The 23,021-nt window shown below is 41.7% G+C and carries 16 protein-coding genes and 1 other RNA gene; 15 read left to right on the top strand and 2 right to left on the bottom strand.

What is annotated here, in order from left to right; genetic code table 11:
* The first annotated feature begins 108 nt into the window (after positions 1 to 108).
* From VCHSUH04_RS01595 to VCHSUH04_RS01585, 3 genes are all read left to right on the top strand, one after another.
* Positions 109 to 1,500, top strand: coding sequence for a cation:dicarboxylate symporter family transporter (locus tag VCHSUH04_RS01595; RefSeq protein WP_105085053.1), 1,392 nt, complete (start codon positions 109 to 111; stop codon positions 1,498 to 1,500).
* A gap of 262 nt (positions 1,501 to 1,762) precedes the next feature.
* Positions 1,763 to 3,316, top strand: coding sequence for a nitrite/sulfite reductase (locus VCHSUH04_RS01590; protein ID WP_105085052.1), 1,554 nt, complete (start codon positions 1,763 to 1,765; stop codon positions 3,314 to 3,316).
* Between the two features lie 848 nt (positions 3,317 to 4,164).
* Positions 4,165 to 4,980, top strand: a complete 816-nt coding sequence (locus VCHSUH04_RS01585; protein ID WP_105085051.1) for a nitroreductase family protein — start codon at positions 4,165 to 4,167, stop codon at positions 4,978 to 4,980.
* Positions 4,981 to 5,099: 119 nt separating this feature from the next.
* Here the strand turns inward: VCHSUH04_RS01585 and VCHSUH04_RS01580 are convergent, their stop codons facing one another.
* Entirely contained in the window at positions 5,100 to 5,918 is an 819-nt protein-coding gene (locus VCHSUH04_RS01580; protein ID WP_060924464.1) for a MetQ/NlpA family ABC transporter substrate-binding protein, read from the bottom strand.
* A gap of 253 nt (positions 5,919 to 6,171) precedes the next feature.
* Between VCHSUH04_RS01580 and VCHSUH04_RS01575 the strand changes: the two genes are divergently transcribed.
* The 3 genes from VCHSUH04_RS01575 (at position 6,172) to VCHSUH04_RS01565 (ending at position 8,624) form a co-directional block, all read left to right on the top strand.
* Complete coding sequence (locus VCHSUH04_RS01575; protein ID WP_105085050.1) at positions 6,172 to 7,338, top strand: iron-containing alcohol dehydrogenase; 1,167 nt, start codon at positions 6,172 to 6,174, stop codon at positions 7,336 to 7,338.
* Positions 7,339 to 7,627: 289 nt separating this feature from the next.
* Positions 7,628 to 8,293 (top strand): AzlC family ABC transporter permease, encoded by a 666-nt coding sequence (locus VCHSUH04_RS01570; RefSeq protein WP_369819972.1) that lies wholly within the window; start codon positions 7,628 to 7,630, stop codon positions 8,291 to 8,293.
* Positions 8,286 to 8,624: a branched-chain amino acid transporter permease gene (locus VCHSUH04_RS01565; protein ID WP_105085048.1), complete on the top strand. Its 339-nt coding sequence runs from the start codon at positions 8,286 to 8,288 to the stop codon at positions 8,622 to 8,624. The genes VCHSUH04_RS01570 and VCHSUH04_RS01565 overlap by 8 nt, the downstream gene beginning before the upstream one ends.
* Positions 8,625 to 8,703: 79 nt before the next feature.
* Here the strand turns inward: VCHSUH04_RS01565 and VCHSUH04_RS01560 are convergent, their stop codons facing one another.
* The gene (locus VCHSUH04_RS01560) at positions 8,704 to 9,555 is read right to left on the bottom strand and encodes an aldo/keto reductase (protein ID WP_105085047.1); all 852 of its coding nucleotides are present in this window, start codon (positions 9,553 to 9,555) and stop codon (positions 8,704 to 8,706) included.
* 93 nt (positions 9,556 to 9,648) lie between these two features.
* Between VCHSUH04_RS01560 and VCHSUH04_RS01555 the strand changes: the two genes are divergently transcribed.
* From VCHSUH04_RS01555 to recR, 9 genes are all read left to right on the top strand, one after another.
* A complete protein-coding gene (locus tag VCHSUH04_RS01555) occupies positions 9,649 to 10,785 on the top strand; it encodes an efflux RND transporter periplasmic adaptor subunit (RefSeq protein ID WP_369819970.1) in 1,137 nt (378 codons plus the stop codon).
* A gap of 99 nt (positions 10,786 to 10,884) precedes the next feature.
* Positions 10,885 to 11,820 carry a DUF2156 domain-containing protein gene (locus tag VCHSUH04_RS01550; RefSeq protein ID WP_199176412.1) on the top strand — a complete coding sequence of 312 codons (936 nt, stop codon included), beginning with the start codon at positions 10,885 to 10,887 and terminating at the stop codon, positions 11,818 to 11,820.
* A 155-nt stretch (positions 11,821 to 11,975) separates the two neighbouring features.
* Positions 11,976 to 13,169, top strand: a complete 1,194-nt coding sequence (gene eis, locus VCHSUH04_RS01545; RefSeq protein ID WP_105085044.1) for an enhanced intracellular survival protein Eis — start codon at positions 11,976 to 11,978, stop codon at positions 13,167 to 13,169.
* 1 nt (position 13,170) lies between these two features.
* Entirely contained in the window at positions 13,171 to 14,040 is an 870-nt protein-coding gene (locus VCHSUH04_RS01540; RefSeq protein WP_105085043.1) for an RluA family pseudouridine synthase, read from the top strand.
* Between the two features lie 297 nt (positions 14,041 to 14,337).
* On the top strand, positions 14,338 to 18,921 hold the full coding sequence (gene gltB / locus VCHSUH04_RS01535) for a glutamate synthase large subunit (RefSeq protein WP_105085042.1): 4,584 nt from the start codon (positions 14,338 to 14,340) through the stop codon (positions 18,919 to 18,921).
* A 111-nt stretch (positions 18,922 to 19,032) separates the two neighbouring features.
* Positions 19,033 to 19,132: signal recognition particle sRNA small type (gene ffs / locus VCHSUH04_RS01530), an RNA gene on the top strand.
* A gap of 167 nt (positions 19,133 to 19,299) precedes the next feature.
* Entirely contained in the window at positions 19,300 to 22,044 is a 2,745-nt protein-coding gene (dnaX, locus tag VCHSUH04_RS01525; RefSeq protein ID WP_105085041.1) for a DNA polymerase III subunit gamma/tau, read from the top strand.
* 50 nt (positions 22,045 to 22,094) lie between these two features.
* The gene (locus VCHSUH04_RS01520; protein ID WP_008602262.1) at positions 22,095 to 22,424 is read left to right on the top strand and encodes a YbaB/EbfC family nucleoid-associated protein; all 330 of its coding nucleotides are present in this window, start codon (positions 22,095 to 22,097) and stop codon (positions 22,422 to 22,424) included.
* Positions 22,425 to 23,021 carry a recombination mediator RecR gene (gene recR / locus VCHSUH04_RS01515; protein ID WP_004694915.1) on the top strand — a complete coding sequence of 199 codons (597 nt, stop codon included), beginning with the start codon at positions 22,425 to 22,427 and terminating at the stop codon, positions 23,019 to 23,021.

The raw sequence follows: 23,021 nt of genomic DNA, 5'->3' as shown, positions 1-23,021 counted from the left end.
GTATAGATAAACTTATAAAATTCGAATTATTTTACTTGTAAAATTTTCGATATATGCTATACTTAGTTAATAACCTATTATTGTGATATGAATTAAAAGAGGTGTATTATGAACATTCCATTCTTTACAGATTACCTCATGTTAAGCAATCCAATAAGTATCGCTATTATCGCAGTGTTTGTGCTTGCGTTAATTGGTATTTATGTGTTGCAACGCAAGGGTACATCCTTTGGTAATCTCGTTATTATTGGTACCATTGTTGGTGCCGTACTCGGTATTGCAGTTCAAATCATTGCGGGCTTCCCAGATGATCCATCTAAAGTGGTTTACATCAAAGAAAGTACTAAGTGGTTCTCTCTAGTGGGGGGCGGGTTCATTGATTTGATTCGTATGCTTGTTATTCCTATTGTATTTATTTCTATCGTCCATGTTATCTTGCACATGGAGGCGGGTGCTAACCTTAAAAAGTTAGTAGTTGCCATGGTATCTACAAACCTTGGCATGGTAGCTGTTGCTGCTATCGTAGGCCTTGTTTTGGGCAATGCTTTCGGTTTAGGACAAGGGTTCGATATTGTTGAATCTGGTAAAAAGATTCGTGAAATCAAACCAATGGTTGATACATTCCGTGCTTTGATTCCAAGCAATCCAATTCAAGCAGCTGCTGAAACTAATGTTATTGGCATCGTAGTATTTGCTATTATCTTGGGTAGTGTTGCTCGTTTGTTGAAGAAAACAGGCACAAATAGCATGGAAATCTTCACTAAGTTATTTGATGAACTTCATCAATTGATTTCTTGGGTAGCAGACTTCATTATTGGTCTTATGCCGTACGGCGTAGTTGCATTGTTGGCATCTACATTGGCAACACGTGGCTTGCAAGCTATCTTAGACATGGGTCTATTCGTAGTATTGCTTTACGTTGGTCTTTTGATTATGTTCGTTGTTCAAGCTATCTTGATTGCTAGCTTTGGTTACAACCCAATTACATACTTCAAAAAAGCAAAAGCTCCACTCTTGTTAGCTTTCACATCCCGTTCCTCTATGGGCGTATTGCCATTGACTGTTGAAACGTTGACAAAACGTCTTGGTGTAAATGCTACAACAGCTAATACAGTAGCATCCTTTGGTACTACTGCGGGCATGCAAGGTTGTGCCGGCGTATTCCCAGCACTCGTAGTTGTATATATCTCTAATGTAGCAAATATTCCATTTGATTTGACTATGTACATCATGAGTGTTATCGTTATCGCTATCGGTTCCGTTGGTATCGCAGGTGTTCCTGGTACTGCTACAATGGCTGCATCTGTATCCCTTAGTGGTACAGGCCTTGGTGCGTACTTCACATCTATCAGCCCAATCCTTGCTATCGATCCATTAATCGACATGGGCCGTACATGCTTGAACGTATCTGGTTCCTTAACAAATGCGCTTGTAGTAGATAAAATCATGGGCACTATCGATAAAGATGCCTATAACAATCCTAATGAAGGTCGAGTTTAATAGGTAGACTTAGAATTATCTCTACACAGTACAATTTAATAATAATGAAAGAACAGCCTTTGGGCTGTTCTTTTTTTATGTGATTAGGATTTTTCAATACCCTAATTAAAAGTGATTATTATTACAGATTGTAAAGCATATTATTTGTAATTGATATTAAAATTGTGAGCTTGGCTACTAACATATGTATGCGTATATGGTATACTAACCAATACAAAGTTTTGTATTATGCTTAATAGATATAAGCCAAGAGGGTAATAGTATGATTACACAAGAATTGAAAGATCGATTAATTGCAGATTATCCAAAGTTTGAAGATATGACGCACAAATTCTATAAGAAAGAAATGTCTATTGCGGACTATAAAGGCCAATCTGGTGCTTATGGTAGTTACGCCGAACGCGGTGCTAACTCCGGTATGAGCCGTTGGCGCTTTAATGGGGGCCGTATGACGCGCGAGCACATGCAGTTCTTAGCAGATGCTATTCGTAAATATAACTTACAACACGTACATTTCACTACCGGCCAATGCTTACAAATGCATGGCCTCGATGGCGATACTATTTTAAACCTCTATAAAGAATGCTATGACCATGGTATCTATAATCGCGGTGCTGGTGGAGACAATCCGAATGTAGTGGCTAGTATTTTGCGCGGTATTGATCCTCGTGAAACCCTCGACATAACGCCGTATGCAACGGCTATTAGCGAGTTCCTTTTAGAGCAAATGTTCTACATCAAAATCCCTCGCAAGTTTAAAATGGGCATCGACAATGGCTTTGATAGTACGCCTCATGCTACATTCAAGGACCTTGGTTTCAATTTAACGAAACATAATACTTTTGATGTATACGCTTGTGGTGGTATTGGCCCAAATCCTCGCATTGGTATTCCTGTGGCACATGATGTGCAACCTGAGGATGTATTGTATCATGTGAAAGCTATGCTTATGGTTTTTGCTAACCATGGCAATTTCAAAAACCGCGGTAAGGCTCGTACCCGTTACATGCCTGCTGAAATGGGCGGGGCTGAAGCTTTCATCAAGACTTATGAAGAAACATTGGCAATGGTGAAAGAAGTTGAGCAATTAACCATTAATCCAGCTGACTATGCGTATGAAATTACGAAAACAGGTAAGCGTGATAATTCTGTGGAAAATGATCGTATTCATCGTCAAAAACAAGAAGGTTTATACTATGTAGAATACCATCCGGCAGGTGGCGATGCTAATGTAGAACATCTATTGGCTGCTCTCGACTATGCAGTAACACTGGATCAAGTGGAGGCTCGTATTGCGCCAGACCAAGCATTGTTCTTCATCAACCTTACTGCTGATGAGGCTCGTAAAATTGCAGAATTAACAGATGACAGTGCAGAAAATGACTTCCGCCGCTCCGTATCCTGTGTAGGCTCTACGGTTTGTCAAATCGGTATGCAAGACTCCAATGGTCTGTTGAAAGATATCTTCGGACACCTTGAAGAAAAAGGCGTAGATACAAGAAAACTACCCCGTTTACACATCTCTGGCTGTCCACACTCCTGTGGTACACACCAAATCGGTGAAATTGGCTTTCATGGTGCTGTAAAACTAGTAGACAAGAAACCTACAGTAGCCTTCATCCTCGTAGACGGTGGCTCCGAACACATGGGTTCTGAAAATTTTGGTAAAATGGCAGGCAATATTGTAGCCGCAAAAATTCCAGAATTCTTAGAAGCCTTGGCTAACATTCTTAACCAATCTCCAGAACCAGACTTTGGTACCTGGAGAATGACACACAAAGCGGAATACATGGAACTAATAAAAGCATTTGAGTAAATACGTTCTCCGCTTGTGATGGGGCCCGGTTAGATTGCGACAACTCAATAAATAATAAAAAGAGTTCCCTCTTTGCTCCGTTCTTCGCAAAGTCGCTGCATAGGGAACTCTTTTTATTATTTGAGCGCCTGCTATTAACTAGTCCCATCACAAGCTACATATGATATTTACTCAATATGCTTTTGTGTGATGGGGGAAAGTGTTTAGAAACGTAGGTATCTCCTTGCTCCGTCCTTCGTAAAGTCGCTGCAGAAATACCTAGTTTTATTTTTATAACACCTGTTGTGAATTAGTCCCATAGCAAGCGACTAAGTTCCCTCTATATATTGCTGACTCCCCATCACAAGCTGCATCTGACATTTACTCAATCTGCTTTTGGTGGGGCTAGGGAAAGAACGCTAGGTAGTTTTGACTAAATTAGGCTTAAAACTAATCCGCGGACTAGCCTTAGGCTAGCCATTTCCTCCACGGCGGGCGTAGTGCCACTACTATAAAGACTAACCGCAGGCTAGTTTCTCCCGGACGGTGGGCGTGGCGCCACTACTATAAACCTTTTTTATAGGAATTAATCAGCTTATCTAGGGGTTACGTATTTAACGGTCGATATACCTATTTTGATGGGACATCTTTATAAATATAGTAATAAAAAAGTACCAATATACTTGTGCAGCGACTTTGCGAAGGACGGAGCAAGCAAGTATATTGGTACTTTTTTTACTAGGTTGTCGAAATGTAACGGGGCCCCATCAAAATAGGTTGGCTGATGTTCAAAAGAGTACGTCGCCTAGATAACCCTCGATTAATTGTGTTATAATGAATTTTATAGTAGTTTTTGGAGGATTTATCAGATGTTATTTACCGTCAATACAGAAGTCTGTACACGATGCGGCCTTTGCGTAGCTGACTGTCCGACAGGCTTGCTAGTGATGTCCGAAAATGGACCTGTAACTGGCAAAGGAGGTTGTATCTCCTGTGGGCATTGTATTTCTGTATGCCCTACACTTGCTCTTGATAGTGATATGACACCACGTAAAGAGCAAATTGATATCACAAAAGAACAAAAATTAACACCAGAGCAAGCTGAGTTATTCTTACGCAGCCGTCGCTCTATTCGTAATTATCAAAATAAACCAGTTCCTGCTGAGCTTATTCGCAAGGTATTAAATGTTGCGAGAATGGCTCCAACAGCGACAAATACACAAGGTATTTCCTATATTGTTATTCGGGATAAACAAAAGTTGCGCCGCATTGCAGATCTCGTTCTTGAGTGGATGCATTTAGCTGCAAAAACTGTGCCCATTATGCGTCTTTATGCTCGTGCAGCACAAGCTGAAGTTGATAAAGGTAAGGAATACATCTTGCGCGATGCTCCTGCGTTAGTAGTGGCTATCGGTTCTAAAAAGGATATTCATCGTACTCACGATAGTGGTCATTCTTGCTTGTCTTATGCAGAGTTGTATGCACCAACATTAGGTTTAGGCACTTGTTGGGCAGGCTTCTTTGAACATGCTGGAGAAGCAGAATATAAACCATTATTGGACCTATTAGGTGTACCTGAGGATAAAATCATTGCTGGTGGTATCTTGATGGGCTATCCAAAGGTTCGTTACCGCAATATTGTGGAACGCCAACCATTGGACGTTACATTCGACACTGAAGAATAAACGTGATTGATACTAAAGAATAAAATAAAAGCGATACTCTAAAAAGTTAGGGTATCGCTTTTTGGCATTATAAATAAAAGAACCGGCCTCTAATTTGATAGAGGTCGGTTCTTGTTTATTTAGTTTGCAGAGGTAATGCTACCTTTGAAAGTATCGTTGATGAATTGTTTAATTGCATCAGATTTGTAAATGTCTGCAATTTTTTTGTAAGTTTCATTGTCTTTGTCTTCACTACGTACCGCAAGTACGATGACTGTTAGTGGTTCATCTTTGGATTCGAAGAAGAAACCTTGTTTTTCTACACTAAGGCCAGCACTTTGTACATAATTCATTGGAATAACTGCAATTGTTACATCATCTAGACTACGAGGTAATTGAGCTGCTTCTAATTCTTGAATCTTTATATTTTTCGGGTTAGATGTGATATCTGCAACAGTTGCTTTGAAGCCGACACCATCTTTTAACGTAATTAATCCAGCTTTAGCTAATAATACTAATGCACGACCACCATTAGTAGGGTCATTTGGAATAGAAACCGTAGCGCCTTCAGGTACATCTTGTACGCTATGTACACTATTACTATATAATCCCATACGCACTAAAAGGGTTTTACCGATTGCTACTAAGTTGGAACCATTTTGTTTGTTAAAGTTTTCCATGAATGGCACGTGTTGGTACGCATTCAATTGAATGTCACCATCAGCGAGGGCTTTATCTGGTGTTACATAATCGGAGAACTCTACAACTTTAAGGTCGATACCTTGTTTTTTAGCCTCTTTTGCAACTGCTTCAGCTACTTGAGCGTGAGGACCAGCAGTAGCACCGATTTTAATTTCCTTTGGTGTCTGACTAGATTGATTTGTATTTGTGCCACAGCCTGCGATGGCGAATGCTAAAACGCCAACGAGAAGAGGGGCAATAAATTTTTTTAATTTCATGTGAACATCCCTTTCTATATACATATAATGGTTATATCCTATCATATAAATGGGGTTTTGTATATAGATAAAAACATAGGGGTTGGATATAGATTAAAACTATGGCTTTTACGATGATTGTAAAGTAGAGTTATTAAGTAACTGAAAGTAGCATTATCTAGATATATCTAAAAAAATCGAAATATGATATAATAAAGATAAGTTTTATACAATTAAAATGGTGGAACATAAATATAATACTTAGGAGGTCCCCATGTTTAACTTTGATTTTTATAACCCTACACATATCGTATTTGGTAAAAATCGATTAGGTGAATTAGATACATTGGTTCCAAAGGATGCAAAGGTGCTCATTACTTACGGCGGTGGATCTGCTGTGCGCAGTGGTCTTATTGACCGCATTGTAAAGGCACTTGGTAATCGTAAGGTAGAGCAATTCGGCGGTATTGAGCCAAACCCATCTCTTGAAACGTGTGAACGTGCGGTAGCTTTCATTAAAGAACATGGTGTAGATTTCGTTCTCGCTGTAGGCGGCGGTTCTGTAGTAGACGCTACAAAACTTATCGTTATGGGCGCTACTTATGATGGCCCTGTCCTTGAGGTTATGAAAGCTGGTGTGCCAGAGGTTCCGGTAGAGATGGTACCAAATCCATTACCATTTGGTACAGTTATGACGCTTCCTGCCACAGGTTCCGAAATGAACAATGGTGCAGTTATTACTTATGGGGAAGGTAAATACCCTGTATTCAGTAGCTTAGTATTTCCTAAGTTCTCCATGCTTGATCCAACATTGACTTTCACATTGCCTGAAAAACAAGTTAAGAATGGTGTTATTGATACCTTTGTGCATACCACAGAGCAATATTTAACATATCCTGTTGAAGGTCGCATTCAAGATCGTTTTAGCGAAGGCATTTTGAAAACTATGATTGAAATCGGCAAAGAAACGGTAGAAAATCCAGAAAACTACGATATTCGTGCTAACCACGTATGGGCGTCTACCTTGGCATTAAATGGCTTGATTGGTGCCGGTGTGCCACAAGACTGGGCAACACATCTTATCGGTCATGAGTTAACTGCGGCGTACCATCTTGACCATGGTATTACATTAGCAATCGTATTGCCTGCATTGTTAGAAGTGAAAAAAGCAGATAAGCTTGAAAAATTGGCACAATATGCTACACGTGTATGGCATATTACGGAAGGTACAAAAGAAGAGAAAGCAGATAAGGCTATCGCTAAAACGCGTGAATTCTTCGAGTCCCTTGGCGTATCTACACATTTGAAAGACTATGGTCTAGGCGAAGAAGCAGTTGATAAAGTTGTGAAACAATTAGAAGACCATGGCATGACTCGACTTGGTGAAAAAGGCGATGTAACACCAGACGTAGCTCGTGAAATTTTAACGCGCGCTTTATAATCGGATTGATTGATTGATTGATTGATTGATTGATTGATTGATTGATTGATTGATTGAGCAAATAATTTAACTTTTGACAGTCAATCTTTACCATGTATAATATAATAAATTAATAAAAGACACCTCAGGGTGTCTTTTATTGTTAGTGTGATGCTAGGGTTAGGTGCGAATTATTGCGTAATAGATGGTAATGCCATCTCATAATGTACTGATTAACCTATTAAAGAAAGGAGGTAAGCCCATGAGTGAAATAAAGCGTCAAAGTGCCTTTTCTTTTGCATTTCCTATTATGGTTCCTATGGGGCTCAGCTTCTTCTTCCTTGGATTAGGTTTTGGCTTGTATGCTACCAGTCAGGGATTACCTTGGTGGACCGCCCCTGTTTTGGCTAGTACAATTTTTGCAGGCTCTATGGAGTTCGTAACTATTGGGCTGCTCATGGCAGGCTTTGATCCTGTAAATGCTTTTATACTGACCTTATTTGTTAATGGGCGCCATTTTTTCTATGGTTTATCTGCATTACAGAGATATGTTAATATGGGGTGGAAATGGTTTCCTACCGTTGCCTGGATGTGTGATGAAAGCTTTGCAATTAATGTATCTACGAAGTTGCCCGATGATGTGGATGAAAAATGGTTCTACTTCCATGTATCGTGGCTTAATTATACCTTTTGGGTGGTGAGTACCTTTGTAGGGGGATTGTTTGGTGATTTATTAGCATCTGTAGATTTGCGTGGTATTGGTTTTGTATTACCTGGACTATTCATTGTGGTATTCCTTGAAATGCTACTTAATGCAAAGAATAACAAAATTAGAGCCTTTGGTGTAGCTGGTGCAGCTATGGCGATCGTGATGCTCTTGTTGGTGGGAAAATCACTCTTTATGCTTTTATCTATGAGCTGTATGTTGGTAGCCTGCTATATTGCGTACAAGTGGGGAGGTGTACATCTTGACTAGTACAGAAATGGTCATTACTGTTGCTATTGTTGTGGCAGGTACATTACTTACTCGTTTTGGAGCTTTCCTCGTGTTTCCACCAGGAAAAAAGGCGCCGGATTTTGTGCTCTTTTTAGGCAAGGCTTTGCCGGCTGCCGTTATGGGTATGCTTGTGGTATATACCTTTAAGGAGACCGTTGTTTTATCGTATCCATATGGTATTCCTGAGCTTATTGCCTTACTAGTTACGGTAGGATTACATTTATGGAAACGTAATATGCTCGTATCGATTGCGGCAGGAACAGTTATCTATATGATACTTATACAAGCCGTATTTAATGTACCTAAATAGAATAAAGTATAATAAATTAAATAAACCACTTATATCTATTCCTAAAGGAAGATGATATAAGTGGTTTTCTTTTTATATTCTATTTTAGTTGTAATAATCTTTCAAGACCTGGCGCCGTGTGATGATCTTCTAAGAAGTCTTGTTGATCTAATAATTCCATAACGTCCATGTCGATGTTAGTAAGCTTGAAGTCGAATACATCAAAGTTAGCTTCCATATGGCTTACATTGTTTGCCTTTGGCAATGGAATGATGCCTCGTTGGATATGCCAACGTAAGATGATTTGATGTTTTGTGACACCGTATTTTTCGGCCAAGCTTTTAATGATCGGGTGGTCGAAAATCGGTTGGCGATCACGAGTAAATGGAGACCACGCCATGCCTACTACTTGATGTTTACGCATTAATTGTAATAAGGACTGACGTTGGTTAAACGGGTGGCACTCGATTTGGTTCACCACAGGTTTTACATTGCAGTGATATAGCAAGTCGATTAAGCGATCTTCGTAAAAGTTAGATAGACCTAACCCACGCAATACGTTTTGATCGTATAACTCTTCCATGGCGCGCCAAGAACCATAGTAGTCGCCAAGGGGTTGATGTACAAGCATGATGTCGATATAATTAGTGTCTAATTTCTTTAGAGAGCTTTCAACAGCTCGCATTGTATTATCATAGCCTGCATCGGTATGCCAAATTTTTGTAGTAATAATGATATCTGTACGATTAACGCCAGATGCTTTGATACCTTTACCAACTGCCTCTTCGTTACCGTAGTAAGCGGCTGTATCGAGCAAGCGGTAACCTACGCCAAGTGCATTAGCAACGGCTTGTTCTGTTTCCCCTTCGGTGCCTGTTTTATAAGTACCATAACCGATAGAAGGAATAAAGCTGCCGTTATTTAATATTCTAAAGTCCATCCGTTCTTCCATAAGAACCTCCGTTATATCCATAAATTAAAGGAATTAGCTTTCATACAATTCTAATTGATTTTATGATATACTAAGGTATTGATAAAAATCAATATGACAGGAAGTGACAGAATGAAATTAAAACGAATTTATTCTGTAGTTGCTATGCTTGGTGTTGTGATGATGGCCTTGGCCATTGCTGGTTGCGGTACAAAAACTGTATCCGTTGCTGATGTAACATACAAGGATATGCCGCTGCAGATTCATAATGATGCCAATGTGACAGCTCTTAATAAGGCGACGGTAACACCGACGTTGACAGGGCAGGTTGCATATGCTGTAAAAGTAGGCGACCAAGTACAGCAAGGTCAAACCTTGGCCACTGTAGATACATCGGCTTTACAGCAACAGCTAGCATCCTTACAAGGCCAGTTAGCGCAAGCGCAAGCTCAGTCCTATGCGACATCCGTTACAACTACGACGGCAGCCTCTGTAGATAGTGGTCAATTAGCACAGGCTCAGAAGATGCGCGAAGCAGGTATGATTACACAAAAAGAATATGATCGCATTGTAGAACGGTCTCAACCACAAACTACGACGGTAACAACTGGTGGTGGCGGCGGTGGTGCCAATACGGCAGCTATCCAAGCTCAAATTGCTCAAGTATCTGCACAAATGGCAGCATCTACAATCGTAGCGCCTATAGCTGGTACAGTGACTGCTATTTATAATGAAGACCGTCAAATGGCCATTGCTGATCGTCCATTCATGATGATTCAACAATCTACACCAATGGTAGCTTCTCTTAGCATCCCTCGTGATGCGGCGATGAAACTGGGTACACCAGATGCCAAAAAGGGTATTAAGGTACTCCTCAAGGTAGGTGACCAAGAGTTACCAGGTGAATTGACCTATGTAGATGTGACTCAGCCAGAAAATGTACCAAGTGTCCTTGTGAAAGCTACTTTCAATAATGACAAGGGCCTCATCAAGGCTGGTGAGTTCTATACGCTCATCATCGAGTCTGATATAAAGGCGAAGATGTTAACCGTTCCAAGTAAAGCTGTTCGTGAAAACCAAGATGGCAAGTACGTATATGTATTAACTGAAAATAATACCGTCGATGTACGTGTTGTTGAAGTGGGCACTACAGTAGATGATGATGTAGCAATCATTTCTGGGCTGAACGAAGGTGATAAGGTCATCACTACAGATGGCACCTTTGAATTAGGAGAATCTGTAAAATTGTAATTACGAACCATAAGGTTTTTACTAGAGTTTTTATTTATGTTGAATGCATGATTACAAGAAAACTTTCACAGACTGTGAAAGCAACCTCGTAAGGGGAATCTGATAGGAGGGATTATTATTTTAGAATTTAAACGTTTTGAACTAAGAGACAAACCATTAATCGATAAATATTTTGAACAACATCATTACGAAGCATCCGATAATTGCTTTACTACATTATTTATGTGGCAAGAGGCATATGGTATTCGTTGGGCTGAGGAAAACGGCGTATTGTACATCCAAGGTGGCGGTAAACGTGAACCATTCCTATTGCCTCCGTTTGCCGGTAAAGATGCAAAGTTCCTTGATGGTTTGTTACGCGCTAAAGAATGGTTCGTAGAAAATAATTTGCCATTCCGTTTCAAAGGTGTTAGCAAAGTTGTAAAAGAGCGTATGGAAGAGTTATGTCCTGGTCGTTATGAATTTACACCTGACCGCGACAACTACGAATACATTTACAAATCTGAAGATCTTATCAACTTATCTGGTAAGAAGTTCCGTCAAAAGAAAAACCATTTGAACCAATTCCGTATGCAATATTCTAACTATGAATATATGCCAATTACAGAAGATATCATTCCATTGTGCCGCGAAACAGCAGCATCTTGGGTAGAAACTCATCATGAAGAAGGTATCGAAGATGAATTGGTAGCTATTAACTTATTATTCGATAATTGGGAAACACTAGGCCTTAAAGGTGGCGCCATCAAATTGTTTGGCCGCGTTGAAGCTTTCAGTATCGGTGAATTATTGAATGATAAAATGGCGTTGATTCACATTGAAAAAGCAAATCCAGATATCCGTGGTTTGTATCAAGCAATCAATAATGAATTCATTCGTCATGAATTTAGCGAAGTAGAATTCATCAACCGTGAAGAAGACATGGGCTTTCCTGGTCTTCGCCAAGCAAAAGAATCTTATAATCCAGATCATTTTGCTGAAAAATATGATGCAGTATATGCTAATGAAGCAGATAATGCAACAGGCGGTAAATAAAAATATGAGCTATGAGGCCGATGTGCTTCATAGCTCATTTTTGTTATAATAGAGGTGTTAGCCTATCTATTTGACTGTACATTATATATCATCATGGCGATGCGATGCGATGTAAGCGATAGAGAGCGTTTTTTATACTAAACGAGGATATACTTATGGAATTTAGAATTGCAACAGCTCAAGATACTCCACATGTGGAAAACCTTTGGGCGTACTGCTTTGAACCAAAGGAAGATCCATTCTTCCAATATTACTTTACAAATTGTTATGAACCTGAAAATACAGTGGTGGGTCTTGAACAAGACCAATTGTTGAGCACTGTTCATTTGCGTCAATATAATATCAATGTTCGTGGTGCTGTACTGCCTACTAGCTATATGGTTGGCGTAGCTACACACCCAGCAGCTCGTCGTGGTGGCGTAGGTGGTGCGTTGTTAAAGGCTTCTCTTGAAGAACTTCGCAACCGAGGTCAAGCATTGACGATTTTGATGCCTTCCAAGGCTGCATTCTACCAACAATATGGTTGGGAACTCTATGCTCATCAATGGGTGAACACTATGTCTCTTGAAGACTTGCGCCCTATGACTGATAAATCCTTGAGCTTTGGTTTACTTAATAGCGTTGACCAATGGACATTGCTTGATCCTGTATATAAAACATATACAGCTCGTCTTTCTGGTTATGCAGAGCGGGGTGAAAAGGAATGGAAACGCTTGCTCGGCAGCTTCTTTGCAGAAGGTGTGAATATCGCTGTAGTGCGCAATGATGAAGGAATTATCGAAGGCTATGCAGTGTATCGCTTAGGTCAACCAGAAATTCCTGTATCCGAATTAGTTTATACTACACGTCGTGCACAACGAGCATTGTTGAACTACTTCTATAATCACCGCTCTCAAGGCACTACTATTCGCTGGAATGAAGGCCTTCACGATACATACTATCGCTTCTATCCAGATGGTAAAAGCGGACATGCTACCATGCCGTACATGATGAGCCGTATTGTGGATGTGAAAGCTGCCTTCGAATCCATCCCTGTAAACCCAGAGGCTTTGATGATGCCTATTACAATGACCTTTGGTGTGAAAGATAGCCTTTGTGAGTGGAATGAAGGTCGCTATGAAGTTCAATATGGTGGCGCATTGACTCCAACGGTTAAAAAGGTGTCTGACACATTAGATGGGGACGTAGATATTACTGTTGAAGTCGGTGCTTTGAGCCAACTCTTAATGGGCACATTAACCGCTCGTAATCTTGCTTTTGAAGGTAAACTTTTAGCTAATGAGGAATGGCTAGACTTCTTCGATATTCTCTATCCTGAACAAAAAACATATATTAACGAATGGTGGTAATATGAGCTGGAAAACGTATACAGTGAAAGAACCAACAGAATTGACGGTATCTAAATATGTAAAGGAACGCTTTTCATTATCCTCTCGAGATATTCAAATGATGTTCCGCAAGAAACGGGTGAAAGTAAATAGCCGTGTAGCCCATTCCCAGCGTTCCCTCAAAAAGGGTGATGTATTAACCTTGGAATTACCACAGGATAAAGACTATGGCGTCGATGTAGAAAAAGGGACGATTACTGTTCTCTATGAAGATGCGCATACCCTAGTAGTTAATAAACCTCCATTCATGCTTGTTCATCCAGCGGGACAAACTAAATCTGGTACATTGAGTAATTATGTGGCTGGGTATTATGCGAAAAAAGGTGTAGTTCACAAGGTGCGCCCTGTACATCGTCTTGACCGAGACACATCTGGTTGTATTCTATTTGGTAAAACAAAGGAAGCTCAGCAATATTACACTGATGAATTGCAAGCTGGTCGTATCGGCCGTATCTACACAGGCTTAGTAGAAGGCTGTATTAACGAAGATGGCGTAGTTGATGAACCTATTGGTGTTGATCCAGTATTTGATAATCGCCGTGTCATCGATGAATTTGGTCAACCAGCTCAAACGGAATATACAGTTCTTGGTCACGAAGTCAAACATACGCTATTGAAGTTCAAATTATTAACCGGCAGAACACATCAAATCCGCGTGCACATGGAACACATTGGTCATCCTATTGTGGGAGATGCCATGTATGGGACACGCAATAAACCCTATACACGTCAATGCTTACATGCGTCAGAAATCACCTTTGTACCCTATGGTAAGGACGAGGCTATTACTGTAACCTGTGAAGTAGGGGACAACTTTGGTCGTGAGAAGTAGTGATTGTGTATTTGTGTATACAAAAAACAATAGTGATAAAAATGCATAGTCTATGACTTAAAGTCATAGACTATGTTTTTTTTGTATTTTCAATTCACAGTGGACAGGAGTATACTATGTATAGACAAAAATTCTATAGAATTTAAAACTTAGATGAGGTTATGGACGGTCACAGCCGATAATATCACTACAGAATGGATTCTTTAGAGGTAGTTTATAGTTTATACTTTCACCAAGCCCGAACGGAACGATGCCGCTGCGCTTGGGGTGATCAAGTGATATGAAGGAGTGCACGTTATGGATATGAATCAGAGCACAATTGAGCAACAACGTCTAGATCAAGCTAGACTAGAAGCCAATGGTATGTACAGCAGCCAATTTGAAAAGGATGCGTGCGGCATGGGCTTTGTTGTTAATATTAAAGGTAAAAAATCCCATGATATTATCGATGATGGTTTGCGTATTTTAGAGCGTCTTGAGCACCGCGGTGGTGCAGGTGCCGATAAGGACACAGGAGATGGTGCCGGCATTTTGGTACAAATTCCTCATGAGTTCTTCAAACGCGAATGCGAAGTGCTTGGTATCAATCTACCTGCAGCTGGAGAGTACGGCGTAGGTATGGTATTCGCCCACAAATATGAAAGCCTCCGTAACGAGCAAAAACGCATTTTTGAAGAGGTTGTTCGCGAAGAGGGTCAAGTAGTTCTAGGTTGGCGTGAAGTACCAGTTGATGGTACTAAAGTTGGTCATGAAGCTGCTGCCATTCGTCCGTGGATGATTCAAATCCTCATCGGTAAAGGTCCAGATGTAACGAATAATAAAGACTTCGAACGTAAATTGTACATCATCCGTAAATTGGCGGAAAAACGGATCATTCCGTTGAGCAAAGAATTATCTAGCGACTTCTATATTGCATCTTTGTCCTCTAAAACAATTGTATATAAAGGTATGTTAACACCTGGTCAGTTGCGTGACTTCTACCTTGATTTGAGTGACCTTGACTTTACATCTGCATTGGCTATGGTTCACTCCCGTTTCAGTACGAATACATTCCCAAGCTGGGCTCGGGCGCATCCTAACCGTTTCTTAGTGCATAATGGTGAAATCAATACGATCCGTGGTAACGTAAACTGGATCAATGCTCGTGAAGGTAAGGCAGAATCTCCATTATTCCCAAATATTAAAAAAGTATTCCCTGTAGTAGATGACAGCGGTTCTGACTCCGCTATGTTCGATAATACTTTGGAATTCTTGCACATGACAGGACGTTCCTTGCCTCATGCTATTATGATGATGATTCCTGAACCTTGGGAACGCAATAATCTCATGAGCCAAGAAAAACATGACTTCTATGAGTTCAATAGCTTCATGATGGAACCATGGGATGGTCCAGCTGCAATGGGCTTCACTGATGGTACTGTTATCGGTGGCGTACTTGACCGTAATGGTTTGCGTCCTGCTCGTTACTATGTAACAACTGATGATCGCGTTATCATGGCCTCTGAAGTGGGTGTAGTAAACGAAAACGCTGAAAATATTCGTGCTAAAGGTCGTTTGGAACCAGGCAAAATGCTTCTCATCGATACAGAGGAACAACGCATTATTTCCGACGAAGAAATCAAACAACGGGTTGCTACTGAATTGCCATATGATGAATGGGTAAAAGAACATGTTATCCACTTGTCTGAAATTACTCAAGCTGATGAAAGTGATATTCCAAAAGTAGAAGATTTGTTCAAAAAGCAACAAGCCTTTGGTTATACTCAAGAAGACCTTGTACGTATGATCGTACCTATGGCAAAAGATGGTAAAGACCCTGTAGGTGCAATGGGTGCCGATGCTCCACTTGCTATCTTGTCCGATAAACCACAATTGTTATACAGCTACTTCAAGCAAATGTTCGCGCAAGTAACAAATCCTCCAATCGACTCCATTCGTGAGGAAATGGTTACATCTACACGCGTTATGCTTGGTAACTCTGGTAACTTAACAGACCCTAACAAAGCTGGTACCTATGCATTGTCTATGCGTACACCAATCCTTACTAACCAAGAATTGGCGTCCATTAAGGCTCTTGACTGCCGTCGAATGAAATCTGTTACATTGCCAATCCTCTTCGATCCAACTAAGGGTGCGGATGGCTTGCGTGATGCATTGAATGAATTGTGCGAAAAAGCAGAAGAAGCAGCACGTACAGAGCAAAATGTATTGATTTTATCTGACCGTGGAGTCGATGAAAATCATGCACCAATTCCAGCGTTGCTAGCTGTAGCAGCTGTTCATAATCACTTAATTAGAAAAGTATTGCGCACAGAAATTGGTCTTATCCTCGAATCTGGTGAACCTCGCGAAGTACATCATTTCTGTACATTGATCGGTTATGGTGTAACAGCTATCAATCCTTACTTGGCTCTTGAAACTGTACGCGATTTACAAGCTCGTAAACGTCTTGGTGATATTACACCTGAACAAGCAGAAAAGAATTACATTAAAGCAGCTGTAGGCGGTATTATGAAGGTTATGTCCAAAATGGGTATTTCCACAGTTCGTTCCTACCATGGTGCCCAAATCTTCGAAGCTTTGGGCTTGAACACCAACTTTATTAATAAGTTCTTTGTAAATACACCAACTCGTATTGGCGGTATTGGTCTTGTAGGCGTTGCCAATGAAGCGTTGGCTCGTTATGACCGTGCTTTCAAATCTGACGAATCTGTGCTTGAACCAGGTGGTTGGTATGGTCCTGTAAAAGATGGGGAAGAGCATTTGTTCAACCCTAAAACAATTGATCTTTTACAAGAATCTCTTATCAACGGTGATTACGCAAAATATAAAGAATACTCTAAAGCGATTCGCAACGATTATCATGTAACATTGCGTTCCTTAATGGAATTGAACTACCCAGTAGGCGGCGGTATTCCTATCGAAGAGGTTGAACCTGAAGAATCCATTGTAAAACGCTTTAAAGCGGGTGCTATGAGTTATGGTGCCATCAGTAAAGAGGCTCATGAAACGATTGCTATCGCAATGAACCGTCTTGGTTCCACATCTAACTCTGGTGAAGGTGGCGAAGATGTAGCCCGCTTCAAACCATTGCCAAATGGGGACAGCATGAACTCCGAAGTAAAACAGATCGCCTCTGGTCGTTTCGGTGTAACTGCGAACTACCTCATCCACGCAAAAGAATTGCAAATTAAATGTGCTCAAGGTGCTAAACCAGGCGAAGGTGGTCAATTACCAGGTAAGAAAGTATATCCTGAAATCGGGAAAGCTCGTCACTCCACTCCAGGGGTTGAACTCGTATCTCCACCACCACATCATGATATTTACTCCATCGAAGACTTGGCTGAGTTGATTTACGATTTGAAATGCGTTAACAAAGATGCTCGTATTTCCGTTAAATTAACATCTGAAGCTGGCGTTGGTACTATCGCTGCTGGTGTGGCAAAAGCAAAAGCAGATAATATCTTAATCTCTGGCTACGATGGTGGTACAGGTGCGGCAGGCCGTACATCTGTAAAACACGCTGGTGTGCCTTGGGAATTAGGCTTGTCCGAAACACATCAAACATTGATGCTCAACAGATTGCGTGACCGCGTTAAATTGGAAGTAGACTCCAAGTTGATGACTGGTTTCGACGTAGCTGTAGCAGCTATGCTTGGCGCTGAGTTATTCGGTTTCGGTACATTGCCACTCGTTGCTGTAGGCTGTAAAATGGCTCGTGTATGTAACCTCAACACATGCCCTTATGGCGTAGCGACACAAGATGAAAAATTGCGCGCTCGTTTCACAGGTAAACCTGAGTACGTAGAAAACTTGATGATCTTCATCGCTCGTGAGTTGCGTGAAATTATGGCTCGCTTAGGAATTCGCTCCGTAGCTGAACTTGTAGGTCGTATCGACCTTGTTCGTCAAAAATCTCAAGACGATAACTTCAAATTGTCTCGCGTTGACCTTAAACGCGTATTGTTCCACCCATATATCGATGCATCTGTAGGTCATATGCACATGATTGACCAAGATCATGAATTGGAACGCACATTGGATATGTCCAAGCTCTTGCGTATGTGCCGTCCTGCCATTGAGGACCAAAAACCAATTCGCGCTAAATTGGCTATCAACAACATTAACCGTGTTGTAGGTACATTGGTTGGTTCTGAGGTGACACGTCGTTATGGTGAAAGCGGCTTGCCAGATAACACAATCAAGTTGAACTTTGAAGGTTCTGCAGGCCAATCCTTCGGTGCTTTCATTCCTAAAGGCATGACATTAGAACTTGAAGGGGATGCGAACGATTACCTCGGTAAAGGTTTGTCCGGTGGTACAATCACTGTATATCCGCCTAAGAAATCCATTTTCGAAGCGGACGAAAACATCCTTATCGGTAACGTTGCTTTCTATGGTGCTACTTCTGGTACATCCTACATCAACGGTGTAGCTGGTGAACGTTTCGCCGTTCGTAACAGTGGTATTACTGCTGTTGTGGAAGGTGTAGGCGACCATGGTTGTGAATACATGACTGGTGGCGAAGTACTCGTACTTGGTAAAATCGGCCGTAACTTCGCAGCAGGTATGTCTGGTGGCTATGCATACATCCTCGATTGCGATGAACGCTATGTAAATACAGGCCTCGTAGAATTACGTCCTGCTAATAATGATGACCTTAAACGCATTAAAGAATTAGTAGAACAACATGTATTGCACACTAATTCCGCTAAAGGCCGTCACATCCTTGAAAACTGGAATAACTTTGTAAACAGATTTACAAAAGTTGTACCTGTAGCATACGAAGAAATGCATGCTGCTATTGAACGCTATAAAGAACAAGGTTTATCCTTGGAAGAAGCACAATTAGCTGCATTCAAAGAAAAATATGCAAAATAATTTCTCATCTAACTGTATCCTTTAGATAAGACATATGAAATGCCTCTATAACTTTGACTATAGAGGTATTTTCATGTATAATATTTGTATTGCAATATTGGATCATGGCAGTTCTCGGGCCCGTGCAATGGGGGCCTGTGAATCGTGTCAGGACTGAGAGGTAGCAGCACTAAGCGGTAACCTTCATGTGCCACGGGGAACCCGGGGGCTGTCGTGATCGAATATTGCAAGGCGGCCTGTGGGGCCGCTTTTTTTATGTCTAATCGATAGAGGGAAATGGGTTGTATAAATTAATGATAGAACTCTATAAAATGAGTAAGATTTCCGTGAATATGGTATAATAAAGTATTGTAATTTTCGGAAAAAGGGGGTGTTCCAATGGCATATATTGCGTTATATCGTAAGTACCGTCCGCAGACGTTTACCGATGTGGTTGGTCAGCATCAGGTGTCGGATACATTGATGCGCGCTATTCGTGAGGATAAGGTGGCTCATGCGTATTTGTTTGCCGGCCCGCGAGGGACTGGTAAGACGAGTATGGCCAAGATTTTCGCGCGCGCTATCAACTGCGAGCATGGGCCAACGGATCATCCTTGTAACGAGTGTAGTGCTTGTAAATCGATTTTGAGCGGCCAGTCCATGGACGTTCTTGAAATCGACGCCGCATCTAATCGTGGTATCGATGAGGTGCGTGCCCTTCGTGAAAGCGTCAAATTCATGCCTGTTGAGGGCCGTAAAAAGGTATTCATCATCGACGAAGCCCACATGCTTACGACCGAAGCGTGGAATGCGCTTTTAAAAACTATCGAAGAGCCACCAGCTCACGTTATGTTTATCTTCGCTACTACAGAAATTGAAAAGTTACCTGTTACTATCGTGTCTCGTTGTCAGCGCTATACCTTCAGAAGGATTACGTCAGACGATATTGCACAACGTTTATCCTATGTAGCAGAAAAGGAAGGATTTGGCTTAGATCCTGCAGCAGCACAGCTCATTGCGGTTCATGCAGACGGCGGTTTGCGTGATGCCTTGAGTATTTTAGACCAATGTGCCGGTATGGCGACAGGCTCTATTACGCCGCAAGTAGTAGAAGAACTGATTGGTCTTGTCAGTAAGGAATGGATTATTCACTTCCTCGATGCGTTACGCAACGGTGACGGTCCTAAATTGTTGTCCTATATTCACGATGCCTTAGCTGAAGGTCGTGATGCGACACAGATTATAGAAGCCCTCATCCAGCACGTGCGGGCCTTGCTTGTAGGCAAGGTAGCACCTGATGCGGACGAGCTCAAGGTATACGATGCCTTTAAGGATGAATTCCTAGCTCAAGCTGAAAGCATCGATTTTAATGAGCTTAACCAGTATGTGCGCAGTGCACAATCCATCATGAATGATGCAAAACAGGTGGATAATCCACGAACCATCATCGAAATGGGCTTACTCGTTTTATGTGCTAAATTAGGTTCTGTTGATGAAAGCTTGGAAGACCGTGTGTATGCATTAGAGTCTTCAGAACGATCTGAACGAAACGATTTATTGAACCGCATGGCTCAATTAGAACAACGAGGTCCAGCTGTCGCAAATGCACCTGTTTACGGTGCTAATTCCTTTGGACCGCCAAGTGGTTATGCCAATAGCTTTGTTCCTGTAGATCATACTGCTACTATACAGAGTGCTCCCATGAGTAGTAATCAAGATACTACTGTTGGTACAGTACCACCTCCAAGTGGGGTAGGAATGATGCCACCGCCTACTAATGTAGGTATGACACCGCCGCCTACTAATGTAGGCATGACGCCTCCACCGCTGGGAGCTCCTGGTAGCACACCTCCTCCTATGAATGGAGTGGGCATGGCTCCTCCGCCGATGGGCGGTGTTGGTATGGCGCCACCACCAAATACAGGAGGCGGACCACAACGACCTGCTAGAAATCAAGCCAAAGGTCGTGGTAAAAAAGGTATTAGCACACAGGCTATCATTAGTGATCAAATCTTGTCTGCTCAAGAGTATCGTAATGTACAGTCTAATGTCATTAAATACTTGAAGGACAGCAATCGCAATATGACCTCTACCGTAATTGGCCAAGGTCAGCTTGTATACGTAGACCAAAGCAAAGCGGTAATGGCCTTTAAAAATACATTGCACCTCAATGTAATGACCAACGAAGTCAACTTAGCCGAAGCGGCAGATGCTTTCACCTATACGCTAGGCTATCCAGTACATGTAGAAATCGTTGATGCCCTTACACAAGTTTACAAAGACTATAAAAAGGCCTCTGGTAGTACGACGCAGCACCAAGTGAAAGCGCCGCAACGTCCACCAGAACCAATGGTTGATGTACGTACAACATCTGGAGCACAGCTGACACAGATGGACTTAACAAATTCGTCCTCTTCGCAAGGTGCTAGCTATGCACAAGAGGTGAACGGAAAGAGGACTCAAGTTGGACCTACAACTGATGAGCAACCAAGTAAGCCTGATTCCGGAGCGGTAGATGCGGCAAAGGCTGCAGCATTAGCATTCCTAGCTAAGAAAACGGGCGGTGCTGCTGTAAGTGCCTCAACAGGTGCTGATACGAGTGAGGTCGGAGTAGAAACATCACCAACTGGTGGAAATGTACCGATTACATCCTTTGATGGCAGTCCGTCTGTACCAGTTCCAGATGGAGAAATCCCTATCGAGTCTCTAGCAGGTTCTATGGAAGGCGATGATATTCCAGTTCATTCCTTTGACGATGTACCTGTAGACGATATGGAGGAAGCTTACGTATCATCTTTAGATGATATGCCACCACATCCATTAGATAGTGTCACTGTTATCAGTGAAGATGGGGAAGTCTTAGAACGCCCTATGGATAGCGGTGCACATATTGAGGTGGAAGCTGTCCCAAAGTCTAATGGGGGCGAACAGCAACAGGGAACCCCTTATCAAAGTGATGAACATGCAATGCTTTCACAAGCACCTATTGAAGTTGCGCCTATCGATAGCGTGACGGTAGCTCGTGAATATGCATGGGATCCAGAGCATATGACAGAAGAGGAACGACACAATCCTCTCTTGGCAGAAACATTAGAGAAACTATCTGAAGATCACGACATCATCGTCGAGGTCATTGAAGAATAAATCAATTAGAATATTAGTATAGGACGTAGATCCTAAAAGGAGGAATTACAATGTTTGGTAAAGGTATGGGCAATATGGCTGGCATGATGAAAAAAGTTCAAAAAATGCAAGCAGATATGAAGAAAATGCAAGAAGAATTGAAAACTCGTACAGTAGAGGCTTCCGTTGGTGGCGGTGCTGTAACAGTTGTGATGAACGGTGAAAAAATCATCGAGTCTTTAAAATTGAACCCAACGGCAGTTGATCCTGAAGACGTAGAAATGTTAGAAGATTTAGTGATGGCTGCTGTAAACGAAGCTAGCAAAAAAGTAGACGACCTCTTGGCTCAAGAAATGGGCAAAGTAACTGGTGGTCTTAACTTGCCAACAGGTTTATTCTAAATGACAAACGCTTTAGAACGGCTCGTAGAGCAGTTGCGCCGCTTGCCGGGAATCGGCTCCAAGTCGGCTAGACGCTTGGCCTATCATTTGGTAGAAATGCCGAAGGAAGAGGTAGACCGTCTCGTGGAAACCATCGTAGAAGCGAAGGGGGCTACGCGTCACTGTTCTATTTGCTTTAACTTATCAGCTCAAGACCCTTGTGAATTCTGTAGCAATCCGAATCGCGATCAAACGACGATTATGGTCGTTGAAACATCTCGCGATGTGATTGCTATCGAGCGCAGTGGTGACTATAAGGGCTTATATCACGTATTGGAAGGCGCTTTATCCCCTATGGAGGGCATCGGTGCTGACGATATTCGCGTAAAAGAATTGATTGCCCGCCTTCGGGATGGTGTCGTACAAGAGGTTATCCTCGCTACTGACCCAGATGTAGAAGGGGAGGCGACAGCTCTCTATTTGGCGCGTTTATTAAGTCCAAGTGGCATTAAGGTAACGCGCATTGCCCGCGGTGTTCCTGTAGGTGGCGATATCGAATATGCCGATGAATTAACGTTAGGCGGTGCTGTAGTGAACCGCCAAGAAATGAAAGGATAA

The organism is Veillonella sp. T14073-2, from assembly GCF_002959875.1.
Taxonomy (GTDB): Bacteria; Bacillota; Negativicutes; order Veillonellales; family Veillonellaceae; genus Veillonella; species Veillonella infantium.
Note: the sequence above shows the minus strand (reverse complement) of the source record. Positions and strands in the feature narration are given on the sequence as shown.